This is a genomic window from Kitasatospora sp. NPDC057518 (genome assembly GCF_042802075.1).
Classification (GTDB): Bacteria; Actinomycetota; Actinomycetes; order Streptomycetales; family Streptomycetaceae; genus Kitasatospora.
Genome location: NZ_JBHVEU010000026.1, coordinates 1 through 22,123, shown reverse-complemented (window position 1 = coordinate 22,123; position 22,123 = coordinate 1). Strand labels below are relative to the sequence as shown.

The window sequence follows — 22,123 nt, the reverse complement described above, 5'->3', positions numbered from 1 at the left end:
GACCGGCTTCCGGTCCCCGAGGCCGCCCCCATGCTGGAACGTTCGTCACCGACTGAAGGGAGAATGGTGAGCGTTCCACGACGACATGCGGGTGACCCCGATGTCATCGGTCAGACCGCCGCGCTGGTCGGATTCCTGCGCGAGGTCGTGCAGAGCAGCCATCAGCGGCTCCGGGACACGCGTTCCTGGGGGCCGCTCTGGCTGGCCGACCTGCCGGCGAAGGTGCCCAGGCCGTCCGGGGACGACGACCGTCCGTTGTTGGTCCTGGACCACGTTCCGCAGGCCGCTGCGCCGGAACTGCCGCCGGTGCTGGAGGGGTGGGTCGACGAGCGGCTGTGCCAGGACGCCGATGCCGAGGACCCGCCGCTCGCGGAGGAGGGTCCGTACCGGACCGGGGAGCCGGCGGCGGGCGGAGCCGGCGGGTGGCAGGGCGACGAGGCGGTCGTCGTGCGGAAGGAGGCCGCGGAGGTCCTGCGGGCGTACGGGCCGTGGCTCGCGCGCTGGCGGATCTGGGCCGAGCGGGAGCGGTCCGAGCGGTCGCAGCGTCAGCTCTACGAGAAGGTCTACCACTGGCACCAGCAGTTGGCGCGGCAGGACGACCAGCAGGAACTCGTGCTCGCCGCAGGCCTGTTGAGCTGGCGGGAACCGAACGGCGGGGTGATCCACCGGCACGTGCTCTCGCGGCGGGTGGAGACCCACGTCGATCGGCGGACCGCGCAGATCACCGTACGCCTCACGGAGAGCGGAGCGGTCCGGCTGGAGGACCGGGACTTCCTGGACGCGGACGACGGCTGGGTGCCGGAGCGTGCGGCGGCGTTCAACGAGGAGCTCTCCGCGCTGCCCTTCCACCTGTTGAGCGAGGAGGCGCTGGAGTGCCTCTCGCAGTGGCTGGACCTGGTCCTGCCCAGGCCGGTGGCGTTCAGCACCAACTGGCGTCCGCCGGCGGGACCGGATGAGGGCGCCAGGCTGACCTTCGCGCCCGCCCTGCTGAAGCGGCCCAGGGACCGCAACGAGGTGTTGAGGTTCTACGACCGCATCGCGGAGAGCGTGGTGACCGAACGCCGGGCCCCGCTCGGGCTGGCGCAGTTGGTGATGTCGCTGAACCCCGAGGACCGGCAGAACTGGGGCGGCCGGCAGGCGCCGGCGCTCTTCGGCGACGAGCCGCTGTTCCCCGGCAAGACCAATGCCCAGCAGCGTTCCGTACTCCAGCGGCTGCAGCGGGACACCGGCGTGGTGGTGCAGGGCCCGCCCGGCACCGGAAAGACGCACACCATCGCCAACCTGGTGTCCGCGCTCCTGGCCCAGGGCCAGCGGGTGCTCGTGACCAGCGCCAAGGACCAGCCGCTGACCGTGCTCCGGGACAAACTCCCGGCGGCTGTCAGGGACTTGTGCGTGTTGCTGCTCAGTACCACCAGCCAGGACGGTGCCAGCGAACTGGAACGCACCATCAACGCGCTGAGCGATCGGGTGGCGGCGGGCGACACCGACCAGCTGCGGGACGAGATCCAGCGGCTGACCCAGCGCCGGTACGAGGTTCGCAGCCGGATCAAGCTGCTGACCGAGCAGGTGGTCTCGCTGCGGGAGGCGGAGGTCTACCAGCACCCGGAGGTCGCACCGGGCTACTCGGGGACGCTCGCCGCGATCGTGCGGAAGGTGCAGGACGAGGCGGTGCGGCTGGGCTGGATCGGCAGGCTGCCGAACCGGGCGCCGGAGGCACCGCCGCTCTCGCCCGTCCAGGCGGAGGAGCTGCTCGCGCTGCTGCGGGACGGCGCCGGGCAGTGGACGGAGTCCGGGGTGTTCCCGGCGGCGGAGACGCTGCCGACCTCCGGCCAGGTCGCGGCGGCCCTCGCGGTGAGCCAGTTGAGCGTCAACGGTCTCTCACCGGCGGCGATCGAGGTGCGCAACGTCCTGGCCGCCCTGGAGACCTCCACCACGGACCGGCTGACCGAGCTGCTGGGCTCCGGCCGAAACCGACTGCACCGTCTGGGTGTTCACCGGGAGGCCGCGCGCTGGGGCGACGAGGGTTGGGTGGAGCGCGCGCTGACGGACCGGCTGGCCCGGCGCCACCCCGATCTCTGGCGGCGTGTCGCCGACGTCGCGCGCGTGCTCCCCGAGGTGGCCGAGGGCCTCGACCGGGTCGGTCTGCGCACGGTGGTCCTCCCGGACCTCCTGGTCCCCGAGCGCGCCCGCCGGATGGCGGCCACGATCCCGGCCCTGATGGAGCAGCTGTCGGCGGGCCGCAGGCTGCGGACCCGGTTCGCGTTCAGGGCGCAGCGGGAGGCCGAGGAACTCCTCGGCAGTTGCACGGTGGACGGCAAGGTGCCGGCCTCCGCCGACGATCTCGGCGCCGTGCTGGCCCATCTGCACGCGCACGCGGCCCTCGCCGCGGTGGCGGCCCGCTGGGAGCAGGTGGGTGCGGCAGTGCCGGAAGCGCCGCTGGAGGTGCGACTGGCCTCGCTGTCCGAGCGCTACCGACACCTCGCGGAGGTCGATGAATTCGGCCGGATCCGTGAGCAGGTCGACGAACTCCTGGTCCACCACGGGGTCTACCTCGACCTGACCCGGCCGCAGGCGTGGCAGGACTTCGCCGAGGCCGTCGCGGCCCTGGCCGGCCGGCAGCGCGCGGAGGAGGCCGCGGAGCGGCTCGGCCGATGGGACCGGCTCCTGCGCGGCGGGGAGGACGGCGTGGCCGCGCCGGTCGAGGCGCTCGCCATGGCGCAGGCCCTGCGCGACCGCGACGTCGACCGGTACACCAAGGAGCTCGAAGCGCTCGCGGCAGCGCAGCAACGGGACCAACGGCGGCGTCGCTGCGTGGAGTTGCTCGACGGACTGCGCAGCGCGTCGCCCGCGCTCGCCGGCAGGCTCGAAGCGGAGGCCGAGGACCCGGCCTGGGACGAGCGGCTCGCCCGGCTCCGGGACGCCTGGGCCTGGGCGAAGGCGTCCGAGTTCATCGACGACGAACGCGCGCCCGGCCGGGAACAGCGCCTCGACGGTGAACTCACCGAGCACGAGGCGAAGTTGGAGGAGCTCACGGGAGACCTGGCCGCCGCACACGGCCGGCTGCACTGCCTGGTGCGGATGACCCAGGAGCAGCGCTCGGCACTCCAGGCCTACCGCACGCACATGGCGTCGTACGGCAAGGGCAAGGGCAAGAGCGCCTCCCACTTCAAGGCGGCCGCCCACAGCGCGATGCAGGTCGCCCAGGGAGCGGTGCCGGCCTGGGTGATGCCCATCGCGCGGGTGGCGGAGATGATCAAGCCCAGGCAGGACGCCTTCGACGTGGTGATCGTCGACGAGGCCAGTCAGGCCGGCATGGACGCGCTGTTCCTGCTCTGGCTCGCGCCGAGGATCATCGTGGTCGGCGACGACAAGCAGTGCACGCCACCGGTCACCGGGCTGGGCCGCACCCAGCAGATCCAGGACCGGCTGTCCGCGCACCTGCCGGAAGTCCCCGCCCACCTGCGCCAGTTGTACATGCCGCACTCCAACCTGTACCAGCTGCTGTCGACGTTCTTCCCGTCCACCATCCGCCTGCAGGAGCACTTCCGCTGCATGCCCGAGATCATCGGCTGGTCCTCGGAGACCTTCTACACCCCGCCGGGCCTCATCCCGCTGCGGCAGTACGGCGGTGAGCGGCTCGACCCGCTGCTGACGCACTACGTCGAGGGCGGGGTCACCGAGGGACGCGACGGACGGATCCGCAACCCGAAGGAAGCGGAGGCGATCGTGGACTGCCTCGCCGAGCTGGCCGCGGACCCGGCGTACGAGCACAAGACCATGGGCGTGATCGTGCTCCAGGGCTTCGGCCAGGTCAAACTGCTGGAGCAGCTGATCGAACAGCGCCTGCCGGCCCCGGTCCGGGAGCGCCACCGCATCCGGGTGGGAACCCCGGCCCAGTTCCAGGGCGACGAGCGGCACGTCATCCTGCTGTCGATGGTGGTCGACCGGGTGCGGAAGATCGCCGGCGGCATGCGCAGCGAGCAGCAGGCCTACAACGTGGCGGCCAGCCGCGCCCAGGACCAGATGCGGCTCTTCTACTCGGTGCCGCCGGACCAGCTCAAACCCGGGGACCTGCGGCTCAACCTCCTGGGCTACATGCAGAATCCGCCGGCCGCACTGGCGGAGGCGGCCGACCTCGGCGCCGTGCTGCCCGACGTCCGGCGCCCGCCCTTCGACTCCCTCTTCGAACAGCAGGTCTACCTGCGGCTCAAGGAGCGCGGCTACCACGTGGTGCCCCAGTACCCGGCGGGCAGCAAGCGCATCGACCTGGTGGTGATCGGCGCGCGCGGCCGCCTGGGCGTGGAGTGCGACGGCGACTACTACCACTCGACCCTCGACCAGATCCGGCACGACCAGCAGCGCGACCGTGAACTCCAGCGGGTCGGCTGGCGGTTCTGGCGCATCCGGGAGAGCGAGTTCAGGTTCGACCCGGACGAGGCCCTGGCGGGCCTGTGGGAGGAACTCGACCGGCAGGGCATCCGCCCGGCGAACTACTCCCGGCCCTCCCCGCCGCCGGGAGACACGCGGCCGTGGACGCCACTGGAACTGCCGGAGGGCGACGAACTGCCCGACGAAGGCGCGGAGAACCACGAGCCGCCGGGGCAACAGGGCCCCGACGACGGGGACGGTGCCGAATCCGCCCCCGCCCCTGACACCGATTCGACCGGAGGAACGGCATGACCCAGACGCACAGCCGGCAGGACGACCGCACGCTGGACGAGAACACCCTGGAGGAACTCGCCCGCGTCGTCGCGGGCGACGACGACCTCCTCTACCGCCGCGGCTTCGAGATCGCGGCCTTCCTCAAGCGGGCCGGCTGGCAGGAGGTGCCCGAGTACGACGGCCAGTACCGCAGGGAGTGGGCCGCCGAACTGCTGATGGCCCGGCGCGACCAGCCCGGGGAGATCGAGAAGGTGCTGCTCAGGCTGGCCGATCCGCGTGAGTACCTCGAGGAGCCCGGCCTGCTCACCGAGGTCGTGACGGCGGTCAACACCTTCCTCATCCACGAGGGGTACCGGCTGGAGAACCCCGGCGGCAGCCCCAGGCTGGTGTCGTGCGACCCGGCACTGGCGCACCCGACGCACTACGGCTCCGCCGAGCTGAAGGTCGTCATGGCGGACCTCATCGCCGACGGGGCCATGGCGGAACTGCTCCAGTGGCGTCTGGACGAGGCCCGCACCTGCTACGCCAACGGCGCCCACGTCGCGGCGATCATCATGCTCGGCTCGTTGATGGAGGGCGTGCTGCTCCAGACCGTCGTGGAACGGGACCCGTCTCTCCTGGGCAGGGACTCCGAGGACAGCATCAACCTGGACAGGTTGATCAAGGCGTGTCACCGAGTCGGGTGGCTCGGCCCGGATGCCGAGAAGTTCAGCCACGAGCTGCGCAGGTACCGGAACTTCGTGCACCCCAAGGCCGAGGCCCGGCAGAGCCACCGGCCGGACCGCGACACCCTGGCCATCTGCTGGCAGGTGGTCAACGCGGCCCTGAACGACCTCGCCGACACGCACCCCGGCCGTGCCCGGTAGCAGTGCCGGCGCAGGGCACACGCGTCGCGGTCGGAGTGGTCCGAGGAGTCGTGGGACTTCAGGAAGCGGCGGCGGCCGGTCTCGCTGAAGCAGGACGGGGCGGTCGCGGCGATTCGGGTTCCGCGGTGACGCCCGAGCCGTAGGTGCGGGGGCCGGCGGCTTCGGTGGAGGGGGTTGGTGTCCACCGGGGCCGCCGGTCGGTTGTGGGCCAGGACGGCGGGGAGTGGTGGGTGGGATCATGGTGCCGTCCTGGGTGTGCGGAGTGAGGCGGGGGTCGGGTGGTGGGGGAGCGGCGGCGGGCCGGGGAGGTCCTGGCCGAGGCGGAGGGGTTGCGGGCGGCGGCCGGGGCGGTGGTGGCGGACCACCGGGGTGCCGTGGAGCAGGTGCGGGTGGCGTACGTCGGGGTGCGGGACCGGCTGGTGCGGGAGGAGTTGGGGGCCATCCCGGTGGCGCGGCTCCGGGACGTGACGGAGGGGCGGCTGCGGGTCGGGGCGCTGGAGGCGGCCGGGCTGGGGACGGTGCGGCAGGTGGTGGAGGCCTCCGGCTGCACGCTGCGGCTGATCCCGGGGGTCGGGGCGCAGACGGCGGCGCAGGCGCTGGCCGCGGCCGGGCAGATCGCCCGGGCGGTCGAGCAGACGGTGGCGGTGCGGCTGGACGTCGAGCGGCAGGACGCGATGAGCTCCGCGCTGGTCGTGGCGCTCCAGCGGCTGGTGGCCGCGGGGCCGGAGGCGCGGCGGGCCCGGGAGACCGCGGAGCGGGTCCTGGCCGAGGTCGAGCCGCTGGTGGCGGCCGCGGGGCCGGCCCGGGGGGTGCTGCGCGGGCTGTTCGCCGGGCGGGAGCGGCGGGCGCAGGCGCAGGCGGCGGTCGAGTCCCTGGCGGAGGCGCTGGTCGGGTTCGCGGCGCGGGAGGTCCCGGTGCTGTTCGCCCAGGCCTCGGTCGACCTGCTGCGTCCGCCGCTCGACCCGGTCGAGGCGTGGACGGACTTCGAGCTCCGTTCGGCCGACTACTACGGCGTGCTCGGCGGGATCGTCGAGGAGGCCGGGGTCGAACTCGCCGCCGCCGAGGGGTTCCTGCCGGAGGACCTGTCGGACCGGGTGCGGGCCGAGCCGCTGGACGACGCCCACTGCCGGGTCTCGCTGCGCGGCTACCAGGCGTTCGGGGCGCGGTTCGCGCTCGCCCAGCGGCGGGTGATCATCGGGGACGAGATGGGCCTCGGCAAGACGGTGCAGGCGATCGCCGTGCTGGCGCACCTGCGGGCCCGGGGGAGCACCCACTTCCTGGTGGTCTGCCCGGCCAGCGTCCTGATCAACTGGATCCGGGAGGTCGAGTCGCGCAGCACCCTGCGGGCGTTCCGGGTGCACGGACCGGAGCGGGAGGCGGCGCTCGCCGAGTGGCTCCGGGACGGCGGGGTCGCGGTGGTGACCTTCGACGGGCTGCGCCGCCTGGAGGCGTCGGAGGTGGCGGAGTCGGCCGCGGTCGGGATGGTCGTGGTGGACGAGGCGCACTTCGTCAAGAACCGTGCCGCGCAGCGCTCCCGGGCGGTGGCCGCCTGGGCGGAGCGGGTGGAACGGGTGCTGTTCCTCACCGGGACGCCGATGGAGAACCGGGTGGAGGAGTTCCGCACCCTGGTGGAGTACCTCCAGCCCGCGCTGGTGCCGCTGGTCCGGCAGGGTTCGGCGGCCGCCGGGCCGGCGGCCTTCCGCAAGGCCGTCGCCCCGGCCTACCTGCGCCGCAACCAGCAGGACGTGCTCACCGAGCTGCCCGAGGTGGTGCACGTGGACGAGTGGGAGGAGTTCTCGCCCGCCGACCTCGCCGCCTACCGGTCGGCCGTCGCGGCGGGCAACTTCCCGGCGATGCGCAGGGCCGGTTACGCGGACCCGGTGGAGTCGGCCAAGCTGAAGCGGCTGCTGGAGATCGTCCGGGAGGCGGCGGACGGCGGGCTGAAGGTGGTGGTCTTCTCGTTCTTCCGGGACGTCCTGGCAGCCGTCCAAACCGCCCTGGACCAGCGGGCGTTCGGGCCGATCGACGGCTCGCTGGAGTCGGCGCGGCGGCAGGACGTGGTGGACGGCTTCAGCGCCGCGCCCGGGCACGCGGTGCTGCTCTGCCAGATCCAGGCCGGGGGCGTGGGCCTGAACATCCAGGCGGCCTCGGTGGTGATCCTGTGCGAGCCTCAGGTCAAACCGACCCTGGAGGAACAGGCGGTGGCCCGCGCGCGCCGGATGGGGCAGGTCCGCCGGGTACGGGTGCACCGGCTGCTCGCCGCGGACAGCGTCGACCAGCGGGTGCTGGACCTGCTGCGGGCGAAGGGCCGGCTGTTCGACGAGTACGCGCGGCGCAGCGAGGTGGCGGAGTCGACGCCGGAGGCGGTGGACGTGTCGGAGCAGTCGCTGGCGGCGCTGATCGTCGAGGAGGAGCAGCTGCGGCTGGCGGCCGCCGAGGGCTGAACGCGTCAATCGGCGAGCGTGCGCAGGTAGGTGAGGACGGCACGGACCCGGCGGTGGCCGGTGTCGGGGGTGGGCATGCCGAGCTTGCCGAAGATGCTGCCGATGTGCTTGTTCACCGAGCTCTCGGCGAGGAAGAGGAGCCGGGCGATGGTCGGGTTGTTGTGGCCCTCGGCCATCAGGGCGAGCACCTCGCGCTCGCGCGGGGTGAGGGCGGCCAGCGGGTCGGGGCCGGTGCGGTGGGCCATCAGCTGGGAGATGACCTCCGGGTCCATCGCGGTGCCGCCCTCGGCGACCCGCCGCAGCGCCTGGAGGAACTCCTCGGCGCGGCCGACCCGGTCCTTGAGGAGGTAGCCGACGCCGGTGGCGCTGTCGGCGAGCAGCTCGGCGGCGTAGGCGCGTTCGACGTACTGGGAGAGGATCAGGACGGGCAGCGCGGGCAGTCGGCGGCGGGCCTCGACGGCGGCGCGCAGGCCCTCGTCGCGGAAGTCCGGGGGCAGCCGGACGTCGACCACGGCGACGTCGGGGCGGTGGTCGAGCAGGGCGGGCAGCAGGTCGTCGCCGTGCTCGACGGTCGCGCACACCTCGTGTCCCTCGCTGTGCAGCAGCAGGACCAGGCCCTCGCGGAGCAGGGCGTTGTCCTCGGCGATCAGGATCCGCACGGGATCTCCACTTCCAGGATGGTCGGGCCCCCGGGCGGGCTGGACAGGCGGGTGGTGCCGTCGAACGCGGCGGCCCGGCGGCGCAGTCCGGGCAGCCCGCTTCCGGCGCCCTCGACGGCGCCGCCCCGGCCGTCGTCCTCGACCCGGACGGCGATGGCGGCAGTGGTGATCCGCAGCCGGACCAGGGCGCCGCGGGCGCCGCTGTGCCGGGCGATGTTGGCGAGCGCCTCGGAGACCACGAAGTAGGCCGCGGCCTCGGCGGCGGCCGGTGCGCGCGGCGGCGGGTCGGCGGACTGATCGGCGGAACGGCCTGCGGATGCCTCGGAGTTGTGCAGCTCGACCCGGGTCGGCACGGCGCAGCGGGCGGCGAGCGACCGTACGGCCTCGGCCAGGCCGCGGTCGGCGAGCAGCGGCGGGTGGATGCCGCGTACCAGGGTGCGCAGCGACTCCAGGGCCTGTTCGGCGACGAGTTGGGTGGAGTCCACCAACGCGGCGGCCTGCTCGGGGCGTTGGTCGAGCGCGCGGCGGATCATGCCGAGCCGGAGCGAGACGGCCACCAGGTTGGCCTGGGCGCCGTCGTGCAAGTCCCGTTCGATCCGGCGCAGTTCGGCGGCGTGGGCGTCCAGTGCCTCGGACCGGCTGGTGGTCAGCTCCCGGACGCGGTGGGCGAGCGACACGCGGGGCCGGGCGACCAGCAGCCGGCCGGAGGCCCGGGCGTGCAGGTCGGCGAGCGGTGGCAGTGCGACCAGGGTGACGGCGGCGTAGCCGACACCGCCCAACGTGGCAGCGGCGGCCATCGGCCAGGAGTCGACGGTCAGCAGGATGATCTTCCCGCGCTCGTCCGGCAGCAGCTGCCACCACACCGGCGCCGTCAGCCAGTTGAAGGCGTGGCTGCACAGGGTGAGGGCGCCGGCGCACAGGGCCGTCCCGGCCGTGCCGTGGGCGAGCAGCCAGAGCAGGTCCTTGCCGACGGCCGGGTCGCGTAGGGACAGCCGGTCGCCGTACGGCGTGCGCAGCCGCTCGCCGCCGAGCCGGGCGCCGACCCGGCGTCGGTGGAAGTCGGCGGAGCGGCGCAGCAGGCGCAGGGCCGGCGGGAGGAGCGGCAGGCCCACGCCGACCAGGCAGAGGGCGAGGACGACGAGCAGCAGGCAGAGCCCGACCAGCGCGGCCAGACCGGTGCCGAGGCAGAGCAGGAGGTAGCGGGCGGCGGCGGGGAAGCGGCGAGCCGCGGACCGGGCGAAGGCGCGCGGGCCCGGGCGGCCCGGGCGGACGGTCGGCCGGGCCGTGGACCCGTCAATCCTGGTCGTCCGCACGACTGTTCAGTGCCTCCGAGCCCCGAGCCGACTTTTCGATCACCCTAGCACCGGCCCCGGGACCGGCCTGGAATCGCTCCGCAGGCCGCCCCGAGGGCGAAGGCCCTTCCGCCGCCGCGCGGGGCGCCTCCACAATGGGCGGATCGATCGCGGAAGTGGGGGACCGGGATGGAGTGGCTGCTGGGGATCGGTGGAGCCCTGCTGCTCGGCGTGGTGACCAATCTGGTGTACGACTTCGCCAAGTTCGGCGGGTCCCGGCTCGGCTCCCGGGTGCCGGTGCCGCGGGTCCGGCGGGCGAGCCTGACGGCGGCGGCCCGGGCGCACGACGTGCGGGCGGACGGGCTGGCTCCGCTGATCACCTGGTCCGCGGCCCGGCCGCTGGTGCCGGGCACGCTGGTGACGGCGCACCGCGGGCGGGTGGAGCGCCCGCACGCGCTGGACGCGGCCGGGTGGGCCGAGGACGTGGCGCGCCAGCGGGCGGCCGGTGCGGCGGGCCGGACGGCGTACATCTCGCGGCTGACGGTCGATCACGGCGAACACGGCGGCGCGCGGGTCTGCGAGGTGGACATCGCCGAGAGCGACTACGCGGAGTGCATGGCCACCACCCGGCTGGGCCGGGAGGATCCGGCGGCGGCCCGGCTGCTGCGCGCGGCCCTGGACGAGGGACTGACGAGCTTCGTGGCCGTCGCCCCGCCCACGATGGTCAGCGCCTGCGTCGCGGTGCGGGACCGGCTGGGCCTGCTGCTGCTCCGCCGCTCGCTGGCGGTCAACACCTTCCCGGCGCAGTGGACGGTCGGGATCAACGAGACGATGAAGTACCGCGACGAGCCCGGCGCCGCCGAGGACTTCTACGGGCTGGTCCGGCGGGCGCTGGAGGAGGAGCTGGGGCTGCTGCCGGACGACGTCGGGCCGGCCGTGATCACCTGGCTGGGCTGGAGCGAGCCGGCCTCCTGCTACACGCTGGTGGCCACCGTCCGGTCCCGGCTCGACGCGGCCGGGATCGACCGCCGCCGCGAGGCCTGCCACAGCACCTTCGAGCACGACATGGCCGTCTGGGTGCCCTTCACCCGCCGTACGGTCTCCGAGTTGGTCGAGGGCGGCACCTGCCCGGACGGCTCGCGGCGCTGGTCGTACCTCGCGCCGCTGGTCGCCTGGGAGGCCTGGCGGGCGGCGCAGCAGGAGCGGGCGTAGGCCGGAACGGGCATTCCCGAGAACGCCCGTTCCCGAGAACGGGCATTCCCGGGAACGGGCGTTCCGCATGCGGAACGAGCGTTCTCGGGGCGGCCGCGGTCAGCCGACGGCGGCCCGCCAGTCCGCCGGACCGCTCGCCGGGAGGTGCCCGGGCAGGCCCGGCGTCCAGCGCTTCGAGCCGTCCGGCAGGACGGCCAGGGCCTCGATGCCGGGTCGGCGGGCGGCCCAGGCGAGGGCGCGGTCCGGGCCCATGGCGAAGGCGGCGGTGGCCCAGGCGTCGGTGCGGGCGATGCCGGTGCCCGGGGCGCCGACCAGGGTGAGCGAGGCCAGGCCGCGGGCCGGGCGGCCGGTGTGCGGGTCGAGGATGTGCGCGCCGCGCTCGGCGGTGCCGGAGGTGGCCACGGCGAGGTCGTCACCGGCGAGGACGGCGGCCAGCAGCCCCGGCTGCCGGGGGTCGGCGATGCCGATCCGCCACGGGCCGCCGGCGGTCTGCACGTCCCCGCCGCCGCTGACGCAGTACTGCCGGGCGCCGGAGGAGCGCAGCAGGCCGGCCGCCTGCTCGACCGCCCACCCCTTGACCCAGCCGCTCGGGTCCAGCCGCCCGCCCGGCCGCTCGCTGAAGTGGCCGTCCGTCTCGGCGGCCACGTCGCGGCAGGCAGTCAGCACGGCGCGGACCTCCGGATCGCAGTCGTCCAGGGCGAGTTCGCCCCGGTCGAGGCGGCTGATGTCGCTGTCCGGCCGGTAGGTGGAGAACACCGCGTCGATCCGGTGCAGCCGTTCGGCGATCCGTTCCAGCGCGGCGGCGGTGCCGGGGCCGGGGTCGCGGACGGCGATCGAGAAGACGGTGCCCATCACGGGCTCGGCGTGGCGCAGCACGGGGCGCCTCAGCCCTTGGCCCGGTCGAGGGCGCTCTGCAGGGAGCGGACGTAGCCGTCGCTGGTGTACGTCGCGCCGCTGACCACGTCGATGGCGGCGCTCTGCGCGGATATCGCCTCCTGGTTGAGCACGGGCAGCGCGGAGCTGTTGATCTCGCGGTCGCGGCGCTCGGAGTTCGGGTACTTGACCACGTCGACGGCGGTGATCCGGCTGCCGGCCAGGGTGACCTGCACCTGGACCGGCCCGTACCGGGTGTTGACGGTGTCGCCGCTGACCTTCCGGGTGGCGCCCGTGCCCGTGGCGGAGACGGAGGCCGAGGGCGCGGGGGAGCCGGGGGCGTTCGACGGCTGCGAAACGTCGGAACCGGAACCGGAACCGGTACCCGCCCCCGAGCCGATCACCGGGGCGGGCCCGGCCGCCTCGTGCGGCTTGAGGGACAGCAGCAGCACCACCCCGGCCGCGGTGGCGGCGCTGGTGACGACGGCTCGGCGCATGGAAATCAACGCTCCTCAGGTGCTTGGCGAGCCGAACGGGCTCAGCGGGCGGCCGGGCTCGGCGAACGAACGGGCTCAGCGGGCGGAAGGACTCGGCGGGCGAACGGACTCCGCGAGCGGACGGGCTCAGAACGAAAAGCTCTCGTGGTGGATGCGCCCCCGCCGCACCCCCGCGGCCCGCAGCGCGCGCACGGCCTCCTCGGCCATCGCCTCCGGGCCGCACAGGTAGACCTCGTGCTCGGCGAGGTCCGGGACCAGCCGGGCCAGCGCGGCCCCGAGGTCGCCGACCTGCTCGCGCGAGCCGAGCAGCTCGTGCACCGCCGCACCGCGCCGCCGGGCGACATCGTCCAGTTCCGCCCGGAACAGCACGTCCTGCGGCCGCCGGGCCCGCTGGACCAGGGTCAGCTCGCCCGGCAGCGTCTCGAACAGGGCGCGCAGCGGGGTGATCCCCACCCCGGCGCCGAGCAGCAGCACCCGGCGCTGCCGCAGCCGCCGCCCGGTGAACGCCCCGTACGGGCCCTCGGCGCGCACCCTGGTCCCCGGGCGCAGGGCGGCCACGGCGGCACTGTGCACGCCGAGGTCCTTGACCGTGAAGCGCAGGAAGCGCGGGTGGGGCGGCGCGGACAGCGAGTACGGGTTGGCGGCCCAGCGCAGCCCGGGGGCCTGGAACTGGAGCCGGAAGAACTGGCCCGGCTCGGCGCGGAGTCCGTCCAGCCGCCGCCCGGTCAGGAAGAGCGACACCACGCCGGGGCCCTCCGGCCGTACTTCGGCGACGGTCAGGCCGTGCCGCCGGTCGAGCAGCCACGGCCGCAGCAGCCGGAACCAGCCGAGCAGCGCCGCCGTCCCGAAGTAGAGCGTGTACCAGGCGGCCCGGCCGGGGCCGCCGCCCAGGTCGGCGCCGGTGGCGAGCTGGTGGGAGAAGGCCAGCGCCACCGCGAGGTAGGTCGCCAGGTGCAGGTAGTACCAGGTCTCGTACGGGAGGCGGCGTCGCGCGATCCGGGCGGAGACGGCGCCGGTGCCGAGCAGCAGCAGGGTGCCCAGGGCGGCTTTGACCATCTCGGGGTAGTGGAAGACGATCTCCACGCCCTCGCCGACCACCCCGCGCCCGTCGGTCAGCGCGTAGCCCCAGACGACCGTCAGCACGTGCACCGAGACCAGGGCCACCATCCACCGCCCGCCGAAGGCGTGCCAGCGCGCCAGCCGGTCCGCCCCGACCCCGCGCTCCACCGGCGGCAGCCGCGCCATCAGCAGGAGCAGCACCGGCGCGGCGTAGCCGGCCAGCAGTCCGGTGATCCGGCCGGCGCCGGTCAGCCAGCCGGCCGCGCCGACCACCGCCGGGGTGCCCGTCCACCACAGCGCGAGCACGCCGAGCGCGCCCACGGCGACCAGGCCGAGCGCCGCGCGCGGGTCGAGGGCGAACGGCGGTCGCGGCGCCGCCCGGTGCCTCGGGCGGTCGGGTGCCGGCCGGGGCCCGGGCCGCGACGTCGGTGCGGCGGCAGTGCTCATCGGGAACCTCCTCAGCGCCCGGCGGCGAGGACCGCCGGGCCGCCCACGATCGCAGCGCAAGCTCTGAGCCGGCTCTGAGTCGGCCGGCCGGGGAGACCCGCTGTGAAGGCGTCCGCACAGGTCAGCGGCGGTGTGATGGTCTACGAACCACTTTCCGGGGTCTCAGCGCTTTCTCATCGGGGCGGGTCAGGATGAGCACCGCGCAGCACGAGCCCGAGGGAGCCCCCATGGACGAGACCGCCGGCCGCCCGGACTGGCGGGTCCTGGTCGTCGACGACGAACCGGACCTGGTCGAGGTGGTGTGCGGGGCCGTCCGCTACGAGGGCTGGCAGGCGCGCGGCGCGACCACCGGCCTGGCCGCCGTCGAGGCCGCCGCGGCCTGGCGGCCGCACGCCGTGGTGCTGGACGTGATGCTGCCCGACCTCGACGGCCTGGAGGTGCTGCGCCGCATCCACGCCGGGCAGCCCGAGGCACGGGTGCTCTTCCTCACCGCCCGGGACGCCGTCGAGGAGCGGATCGCCGGCATCGCGGCCGGCGGCGACGACTACGTGACCAAGCCGTTCAGCCTGGCCGAGGTGGTGGTCCGGCTGCGCGGCCTGCTGCGCCGGGCCGCCCCGCCCGCCGCGCCCGGGCAGCCGCCCCCGCACGCCCTGGTGCTCGGCGACCTGGTGCTGGACGACCGGGCCCGCGAGGTCACCCGGGGCGGGGAGGCGGTCGAGCTCAGCCCCACGGAGTACGCGCTGCTCGCCCACCTGATGCGCCACTCCCGGCAGGTGCTCAGCAAGGCGCAGATCCTGGACGCCGTCTGGTCGTACGACTTCGGCGGGCAGGCGCACATCGTGGAGCTGTACATCAGCTATCTGCGCAAGAAGGTGGACGCCGGGCGCAGTCCGATGATCCACACGGTGCGCGGCGCGGGCTACCTGATCAAGGCCGCGACGTGAGCGGCGCGCAGGCCCGCGACGCGAAGCGCCTGGGGTCCCGCGTCGCCCGGCTGGTGCCCCGCACCCTGCGGGCCCGGCTGATCGCCGGACTGCTGGTGCTGCTCGTCGTCACCTGCGCCGCCGTCGGCCTCGCCACCACCGCCGCGCTGCGCCACTTCCTGGTCGACCGGCTGGACCAGCAGCTCACCGAGTCCGGCGGACGCTACGCCGCGAGCCTGGAGCACACCGCCCAGGGCGCCGGCCCCGACACCCGGGCCCAGACCCCCGGCACCCTCGGCGTACGGCTGCTCGGCGGACGGGTCACCGCCGCGGGCGTGGTCGACGGGGACGCCGACGACGTGGACAGCCCCGGCGACGAGGACGACCGGGTCGCCTTCACCCCCGAGCAGCAGCACGCGCTGGCCGCCCTGTCCGTCGACGGCCCCGCCCGCACCCTCGACCTCGGCCGGGCCCTGGGCCGCTACCGGGTCCGCGCGGTCACCGGGCGGGACGGCGACGTGCTGGTCAGCGGCCTGCCGCTGCGCCCGGCCGAGGACACCGTCGAGCGGCTGGCGACCCTGGAGCTCACCGTCTTCGCGATCTCCGTCGCCGCAGCCGGAGCTGCCGGGGCCGCCTGGGTCGGCGTCTCGCTGCGCCCGCTGCGGCGGGTGGTGGGCATGGCCGAGCGGGTCAGCGCGCTGCCGCTCGCCAGCGGCGAGGTGATGCTCGCCGAGCGCGTGCCCGACGACGACCCGCGCACCGAGGTCGGCCGGGTCGGCGCCGCGCTCAACCGGATGCTCGGGCACGTCGGCGGCGCACTCGCCCGCCGCCACGCGGTGGAGGAGCGGCTGCGCGGCTTCGCCGCCGACGCCAGCCACGAGTTGCGCACCCCGGTCGCGGCGGTCCGCGGCCACGCCGAGCTGGCGCTGCGCCACCCCGGGCCGGTGCCGCCCGAGGTGCGGCACTCGCTGGAGCGGATCGACGCCGAGGCGCTGCGGATGGGGGCGATCGTCGAGGACCTGCTGCTGCTCGCCCGGCTGGACGCCGGCCGCCCGCTGGCCGAGGAGGAGGTGGACCTGACCCGGACCGCCCTCGACGCGGTGGCCGACGCCCGTGCCGCCGGGCCGGAGCACCGCTGGCGGCTCGTCCTGCCCGAGGAGCCGGTGCTGGTGCGCGGGGACGGGCACCGGCTGAGCCAGGTGGTGGCCAACCTGCTGGCCAACGCCCGGAGCCACACCCCGCCCGGCACCGAGGTCGAGCTGCGGCTCGAACGGGCGGACGGCCAGGTCGAGTTGAGCGTCACGGACGACGGCCCGGGGATCGCGCCGGAGCTGGCCGAGCGGGTCTTCGAGCGCTTCGTCCGGGGCGACCGGGCCCGCTCCCGTGCCACCGGCTCGACCGGGCTCGGCCTGGCGATCGTCCGGGCCGTGGTCGGGGCGCACGGCGGCACGGTGACGGTGGCGAGCCGGCCCGGCCGTACGGAGTTCACCGTCCGGCTGCCGTGACGGTCGTCCTGGCAGTGGTGGGGATCGCGGTGGGTGCGGCAGCCGTCCGGAAGCGCTGCCGGTAGTCGGTCGGCGTCGTCCCGAGGCGGCGGCGGAAGGCGCGCACCAGGGTGTCGACGGTGCCGAACCCGCAGGCGGTGGCGATGCGTTCGAGCGTCGCGTCGGTGGACTCCAGCCGGTGGCGGGCCAGTTCGACCCGGGCCGACTCGACGTAGGCGCTCGGGGTGGTGCCCAGCTCGGTCTTGAAGATTCGGGTCAACTGCCGTTCGCCGACGTGGGCGTGGGCCGCGAGGTCCGGGACGGTGAGCCGTCCGGAGAGGTTGCGCAGGATGTGGTGGCGCAGCTCCTCGATCCGCCGGGTGGTCGACACGGGCTCCAGTGGGACGCTGAACTGGCTCTGGCCGCTCGGGCGTTTGAGGTACATGACGAGCTGGCGGGCGACCCGCAGGGCCAGCTCCTCGCCGAAGTCCTCGGCGACCAGGGCGAGCGACAGGTCCAGGCAGGCGCTGATGCCCGCGCCCGTCCAGACCTCGCCCTCGCGGATGAAGATCGGGTCCGGGTCGACCTCGATCTCCGGGTGCTCCTCGGCGAGTTGGCCGGCCGTGGACCAGTGGGTGGTGGCGCGCCGCCCGTCCAGCAGCCCGGCGGCGGCGAGCAGGTGCGCGCCGACGCAGACGCTCGCCACCCGGCGCGAGCGGGCGGCCAGGGTGCGGACCCGGTCGACCACCGCCGGGTCGGTGAGCGCGCGGACCCGGCGGCGCTCGTCCACCTCGACCGAGCCGGGCACCAGCAGGGTGTCGATCCGGCTCCGGGCGGCCTCGTCGAAGGTGAGGTCGGGCAGGATGCGCACGCCCGCCGAGGTGGTGACCGGCGCCGCCGTCTCGGCGGCGAGGACGACCCGGTAGCCGGTCGCGTCGTCGGTCTCCCGGCGGACCAGGGAGAACACCTCGGGCGGGCCGGTCACGTCGAGCAGGTCGACGCCCTCGAACAGCACGATGACGATCAGCCGTTGCGCAGCCGGTGCGGGCACTGCCTGCTCCCCTCGTTCCCCGGGGCGCTCTTCCCCGTCGATGTCGGAATCTGCATGTTAGGCGACATTGCCGACACGCGAGCGCCGCCCGTAGCGTTTTCGGAGCCGGCCGCACCAGGTGTGACCTGCGAGATCCCCGACTCCCGACCGTGAAGGCGGCACCCCATGCCCACGACGACCCTGCGCACCCTCAACGGCCTCGACGAGCAGCCCGCCGCGCTCGGCGACTCGACCCTGATCATGATCGACTACCAGAACACCTACGTGCGCGGCGTGATGGAACTGGAGGGCTGGCAGGAGGCGCTCGACGCCGGTGCCGACCTGCTCGCCCGGGCCCGGGACGCCGGCGCCCCCGTGATCCACGTGATCAACGACGGCGGCGAGGGCACCCCGTACGACATCCGGGCCGAGATCGGGCGGATCCACCCGAGCGTGGCCCCGGCCGAGGGCGAGCGGGTGGTGGTCAAGCAGGCCCCGGACGCCTTCGTCGGCACCGAGCTGGGCGAACTGCTCGACGTCGCCGGCCGCCGGGACGTCGTCGTCGCCGGGTTCATGACCCACATGTGCGTGGCCTTCACGACGGCCGGCGCCTTCCTGCGCGGCAACCGCCCGACCGTCGTGGCCGCCGCCTGCGCCACCCGCCCGCTGGACTCGGCGGGCACCGGGCTGACGGCCGCCCAGGTCCACCGCGCGGCGCTGGCGACGATCGGCGACCTGTACGGCGTGGTGGTGGAGTCCCCGGCCGACCTCGACTGAGGCCGGACCGGACTGGACCGTGCGCGGAGCCGAGGCCGAGGGCCGAGGGCCGTGGGCCGTGGGTCCGCCCGGATCGCCACCGATCCGCCGCCGCCTCGTTGACCAGACGGTGCACGGCGAACAGCGGTGCACGGTGCGCGGTGGCGGAGAGGGGCGGGGAACGGGCATGGCGGCGAACGGGGCGGCAGCGGTGGGCGGTCCGCCGGAGCTGGCGGAGTCGTACCGGCTCTGCGAGCGGGAGGTGGCCGCCCACCAGGCCCCGCTGCGGGCGATCAGCGACACGCTGCCGCCCGAGGTGCGGCCGTACTTCCACGCCGTCAACGGCTTCGCCTCCCGGTCCGACCGGATCGCCGACGACGCCGCTGCCGACTCCGACTCCTACGGTGACGAGGACACCCAGGGCGCCGCCGACCCCGCCGAGCGCGAGCGCCGGTTCGCCCGCTGGCGGGCCGACACCCTGGCCGACCTCGCGGCCGGCCGCAGCGACCACCCGCTGCGCCGGGCCTTCGTCGACACCGTGCGGCGCTGGGAGCTGGACCGGGCGCTGGTCGAGGAGTTCCTGGACGCCACCCGGGCCGACGGCGCCCGCCCGCCCGCCTTCGAGACCCACGCGGACCAGCGCCGCCACCTGCGGGGCGTCGCGGGGACGGTCACCGAGCTGTGGGCCCCGCTGCTGGGCGCGCGGGGCCCGCGGGCGGCGGGCGCGCTGTCCGCGCTGGGGGAGGCCTGCCAGCTGGCGGACATCCTGGAGGACCTCCCGCTCGACCTCGCGGCCGGCCGCTGCTACCTGCCGCGGGACGACCTGCGCCGACTCGGCCTGACCGTCGCCGACTTCGGCCGGGACAAGAGGCAGGACGACCGCCGACCCGACCGCCGCACCGCCCTGGACGAGCTGGTCGAGAGCCAGCAGAGGCACCTGCACCGCCTGCTGGAGCAGGCCCTGCCCGCCACCTGGCTCGCCGCCCCCGGCTGCCGTCCGTTCCTGCACACCCTGCTGCTCGGCGCCCAGCTCCAGTACGACGAAGTGACCCTGCTGCGCTCACGCGTCCTGACCGAGGGCCTCACCCCGCTGAGCTCCGACGGCACCACGCCCCACCGCCGCGCCCGGCCCGCGCCTCCCGAGGGCGCGCCCGCCCACGTCGCCGTGATCATGGACGGTAACCGCCGCTGGGCCGAGGCCCGTCGGCTGCCCGCGCAGCACGGCCACCGGGCCGGGCAGCGGGCCGCGCTGCGCCTGGTCAACGCGGCGCTGCGGCTGGGCATCCGCCACCTGAGCCTGTACGCCTTCTCCACCGAGAACTGGGACCGCCCGCCCGAGGAACTGACCGCGCTGTTCGACTCGCTGGCCGACGGCCTCACCCGCAGCGCGGAGGGCCTGCATGCGCTCGGCGTACGGATCCGCTGGTGCGGCCGGCGGGACCGGGTGGACGAGTCGCTCGCCTCCTCCATCGCGCTGGTGGAGAGCCTGACGTCGAACAACGGCACGCTGACCCTGACGGTCTGCGTGGACTACGGCGGACGGGAGGAACTGGCCGCCGCGGCACGGAGCCTGGCCGCCGAGGCGGTGGCGGGCCGGATCAGCCCGGAGGCGATCGGCCCGGTCGACCTCGCCCGGCACCTGTACGTCCCGGACCTCCCGGACGTGGACCTGCTGATCCGCACCTCCGGGGAGCAGCGGATCAGCAACTTCCTGCCCTGGCAGCTCGCCTACGCCGAGCTGCTGTTCGACCCCACGCCGTGGCCGGACTACGACCTGGCCCGGCTGCGCGGGGCGGTCCGGGCGTACGCGGTGCGCGAGCGGCGCTTCGGCGGCGGCGTGCCCGCCCAGTCCCGGACGCCCCGCCGCGACCGGCCCGCTACGCCTTCTGCTCCTGCGTGGCCGGAGGAGGGGTGTACGTCCCCTGGGCCGTGACGTAGGCGAGCACCGTGTCCACGGTGACCGGGTGCGCGCCGAAGTTGGCGGTGTACGCATCCACCGCCTCCTGGGTGGGGCGCAGCGGCACCCCGCTGAGCCGGACCTTCATCGGCTTCCCGGCCGGCACCGGATCGGCCGTCAGCTTGCCCTCGGTGAGGCCGCAGCGGAAGGCCGAGCGGTGCCCCATCTCCGCCCCGCTGACCTCGCACCGGCCCGAGCCCAGGCCGTCCTTGATCGCGCCGGACAGGTTGACCACCCGGTAGTCGCCCTTGGAGGTGCGGACGGAGACCCCGCCGTCCAGCGCCCCGTCGCCGTGCGCCTTCGGCGGGTTGGCGAGGGACGGGTCACCCACGGCGGAGCGGATCGGCAGGTGCACCGCCGGACCCCGTTGGTCCAGCACCATGCGCGCCGGGGCGACGACGTCCACCATCGCGTGGAAGCGGTCCAGCTGGGCCTGTGCCTCCGGGGTCCAGCGCACCTCCACCCAGCCGTCGGAGAGCGTGCCCAGACTCCCGGTGCGGTCGGTGCCGCCGTCAACGGCACCGGCCGCCGTCCCGGTGAGCCACCCCAGTAGCGGGGCGCCCAGCGCCGCGCCCAGCAGCGAACGCCGCGTCGTGCCCATCGTCCCGAACCGTCCTTCCCTGGCCGCCCGGTACGGCCCCGGAAGCGATCATCCGTCCACCGACCGTCTCCGGGGCCGAGGCGGGGGACGAAACCACTCGTGCGGGGGGAGCGGGGAGCGGGCCGGGGTGGTTCGTCCGGGCGCGGAAGCCCCCCGGGACGGCCGCCCGCCGGGTGCCCGCCGGGTGTCCGGTCCGGCTCTCGGGCCTCCCGCCCGAGAGCCCTGAATCCGGGCCGGCCGACAGCCCGATGCTCGCCGGACGGCGGCCCGCCCGGCAATGGATTCGGTTCTCGCCGAACGGTCTTGCGGCGGTGCCGCATCCGGGCGACGATCGCGACCGTGCTGCGAATCTTCTTCGGTACGGACGACCTGGAGCGGCTCCGGGTGGCGGAGCGCCCCGACATGTCGATGGAGCTCTCCCTGAGCGTGCACGCCCTGGTCAGCGGGGTGCGCGACCCGCGCTTCCAGGCCTGGCGCGAGCAGCTGCGGGCCTCCTGGAACCCGCGCACCGCGCTGCTCTTCGACCTCTACACCCCCACGGCGATCCCGGAGTTCCTCGCGGTGCGGCGCGACCCGGGCGCCACCGAGAGCGCCACCGCCCAGGCGCCCGAGGCGCCGCTGCGCGACCACCTGCGCTCGGTCGGCGGGGAGCGGCAGTTGAGCGCCTTCGCCCGGGGCGTCGCGGCCGGCGACCGCCGGGCCCGCAGGCTGCTGGGCAACGTCACCGCCGACTACCAGACCCGGGCGATCGACCCGTACCGGCGGCAGATCGAGACCATCGTCACCACCGAGCACGGGCGCCGGCGCCGGATCGCCGAGCCGGACCGGGTGCTCGGCTCGCTGCACCCGACGGTGTCCTGGCGCCGCCCGGTGCTGAGCTTCCCGCTGGCCGGCGGATGCCGGCACGACGTGCGCCTGGACGGCCGGGGGCTGCTGCTCCAGCCGTGCGTGTTCGGCCCCCGCCGGCCCGTCATCGCCCGTTTCGAGGACCCGGCCCAGCAGCCGGTGCTCCTCTACCCCGCCCGGATCGGTGGTCCCTTGCGCGCCGAGCCCGAGCCGACCCCCAGTCGCACCCTCACCGCGCTGCTCGGGCAGACCAGGGCCGCCGCCCTGGAGGCCATCGCGGCCCACGGGCCCTGCTCCACCAAGGACCTGGCGGGTCATCTCGACATCTCCACCGCCTCCGCGAGCGAGCACGCCACCGTCCTGGCCGACTCCGGGCTGACCACCAAGGACCGCACCGGTCGCTCCGTCACCCACCGCCCCACCGCGCTCGGCCACGCCCTGCTGGCCGGCCGCGTCCCGGCCCCGGACCCCGAGGACGACCCGGCCTGACCCCGCCTCCGCCACGCCCGGGGCGG

The 22,123-nt window shown here is 75.1% G+C and carries 16 protein-coding genes; 9 read left to right on the top strand and 7 right to left on the bottom strand.

Annotated elements, in window-relative coordinates; all coding sequences use genetic code 11:
• Window positions 1-63: 63 nt before the first annotated feature.
• The 3 genes from ACFU7Z_RS04805 (at window position 64) to ACFU7Z_RS04795 (ending at window position 7,972) form a co-directional block, all read left to right on the top strand.
• Window positions 64-4,680 (top strand): AAA domain-containing protein, encoded by a 4,617-nt coding sequence (locus ACFU7Z_RS04805; RefSeq protein WP_380776099.1) that lies wholly within the window; start codon window positions 64-66, stop codon window positions 4,678-4,680.
• Entirely contained in the window at window positions 4,677-5,528 is an 852-nt protein-coding gene (locus tag ACFU7Z_RS04800; RefSeq protein WP_380776096.1) for a hypothetical protein, read from the top strand. Before ACFU7Z_RS04805 ends, ACFU7Z_RS04800 begins: the two co-directional genes overlap by 4 nt.
• Before the next feature lie 278 nt (window positions 5,529-5,806).
• Window positions 5,807-7,972, top strand: coding sequence for a DEAD/DEAH box helicase (locus ACFU7Z_RS04795; RefSeq protein WP_380776093.1), 2,166 nt, complete (start codon window positions 5,807-5,809; stop codon window positions 7,970-7,972).
• 5 nt (window positions 7,973-7,977) lie between these two features.
• Here the strand turns inward: ACFU7Z_RS04795 and ACFU7Z_RS04790 are convergent, their stop codons facing one another.
• Entirely contained in the window at window positions 7,978-8,631 is a 654-nt protein-coding gene (locus ACFU7Z_RS04790) for a response regulator transcription factor (protein ID WP_049659188.1), read from the bottom strand.
• Entirely contained in the window at window positions 8,619-9,944 is a 1,326-nt protein-coding gene (locus tag ACFU7Z_RS04785; RefSeq protein WP_380776090.1) for a sensor histidine kinase, read from the bottom strand. Before ACFU7Z_RS04785 ends, ACFU7Z_RS04790 begins: the two co-directional genes overlap by 13 nt.
• Before the next feature lie 168 nt (window positions 9,945-10,112).
• Between ACFU7Z_RS04785 and ACFU7Z_RS04780 the strand changes: the two genes are divergently transcribed.
• On the top strand, window positions 10,113-11,135 hold the full coding sequence (locus ACFU7Z_RS04780) for a hypothetical protein (RefSeq protein ID WP_380776087.1): 1,023 nt from the start codon (window positions 10,113-10,115) through the stop codon (window positions 11,133-11,135).
• 99 nt (window positions 11,136-11,234) lie between these two features.
• Here the strand turns inward: ACFU7Z_RS04780 and ACFU7Z_RS04775 are convergent, their stop codons facing one another.
• From ACFU7Z_RS04775 to ACFU7Z_RS04765, 3 genes are all read right to left on the bottom strand, one after another.
• Window positions 11,235-11,987 (bottom strand): FAD:protein FMN transferase, encoded by a 753-nt coding sequence (locus tag ACFU7Z_RS04775; RefSeq protein ID WP_380776131.1) that lies wholly within the window; start codon window positions 11,985-11,987, stop codon window positions 11,235-11,237.
• Between the two features lie 32 nt (window positions 11,988-12,019).
• Window positions 12,020-12,505 (bottom strand): FMN-binding protein, encoded by a 486-nt coding sequence (locus tag ACFU7Z_RS04770; protein ID WP_380776084.1) that lies wholly within the window; start codon window positions 12,503-12,505, stop codon window positions 12,020-12,022.
• A 126-nt stretch (window positions 12,506-12,631) separates the two neighbouring features.
• Complete coding sequence (locus tag ACFU7Z_RS04765; RefSeq protein WP_380776081.1) at window positions 12,632-14,011, bottom strand: ferric reductase-like transmembrane domain-containing protein; 1,380 nt, start codon at window positions 14,009-14,011, stop codon at window positions 12,632-12,634.
• A gap of 227 nt (window positions 14,012-14,238) precedes the next feature.
• Here ACFU7Z_RS04765 and ACFU7Z_RS04760 point away from each other — a divergent pair, with 227 nt between their 5' ends.
• Both ACFU7Z_RS04760 and ACFU7Z_RS04755 read left to right on the top strand, forming a co-directional pair.
• A complete protein-coding gene (locus ACFU7Z_RS04760) occupies window positions 14,239-14,955 on the top strand; it encodes a response regulator transcription factor (protein ID WP_380776078.1) in 717 nt (238 codons plus the stop codon).
• Window positions 14,952-16,439 (top strand): sensor histidine kinase, encoded by a 1,488-nt coding sequence (locus ACFU7Z_RS04755; protein ID WP_380776075.1) that lies wholly within the window; start codon window positions 14,952-14,954, stop codon window positions 16,437-16,439. The genes ACFU7Z_RS04760 and ACFU7Z_RS04755 overlap by 4 nt, the downstream gene beginning before the upstream one ends.
• On the opposite strand, the gene ACFU7Z_RS04750 is transcribed toward ACFU7Z_RS04755, so the two are convergent.
• On the bottom strand, window positions 16,420-17,469 hold the full coding sequence (locus ACFU7Z_RS04750) for a GlxA family transcriptional regulator (RefSeq protein WP_380776072.1): 1,050 nt from the start codon (window positions 17,467-17,469) through the stop codon (window positions 16,420-16,422). The genes ACFU7Z_RS04755 and ACFU7Z_RS04750 overlap by 20 nt on opposite strands.
• 165 nt (window positions 17,470-17,634) lie before the next feature.
• Here ACFU7Z_RS04750 and ACFU7Z_RS04745 point away from each other — a divergent pair, with 165 nt between their 5' ends.
• Together ACFU7Z_RS04745 and uppS are read left to right on the top strand one after the other, a co-directional pair.
• Window positions 17,635-18,225: a cysteine hydrolase family protein gene (locus ACFU7Z_RS04745; RefSeq protein ID WP_380776069.1), complete on the top strand. Its 591-nt coding sequence runs from the start codon at window positions 17,635-17,637 to the stop codon at window positions 18,223-18,225.
• A gap of 166 nt (window positions 18,226-18,391) precedes the next feature.
• Complete coding sequence (uppS, locus tag ACFU7Z_RS04740; RefSeq protein WP_380776066.1) at window positions 18,392-20,137, top strand: polyprenyl diphosphate synthase; 1,746 nt, start codon at window positions 18,392-18,394, stop codon at window positions 20,135-20,137.
• On the opposite strand, the gene ACFU7Z_RS04735 is transcribed toward uppS, so the two are convergent.
• Window positions 20,082-20,762 carry a hypothetical protein gene (locus ACFU7Z_RS04735; protein WP_380776063.1) on the bottom strand — a complete coding sequence of 227 codons (681 nt, stop codon included), beginning with the start codon at window positions 20,760-20,762 and terminating at the stop codon, window positions 20,082-20,084. The two genes, uppS and ACFU7Z_RS04735, sit on opposite strands and share 56 nt — an antisense overlap.
• Before the next feature lie 339 nt (window positions 20,763-21,101).
• Here ACFU7Z_RS04735 and ACFU7Z_RS04730 point away from each other — a divergent pair, with 339 nt between their 5' ends.
• Window positions 21,102-22,097, top strand: coding sequence for a winged helix-turn-helix domain-containing protein (locus tag ACFU7Z_RS04730; protein ID WP_143204714.1), 996 nt, complete (start codon window positions 21,102-21,104; stop codon window positions 22,095-22,097).
• Window positions 22,098-22,123 lie beyond the last annotated feature (26 nt).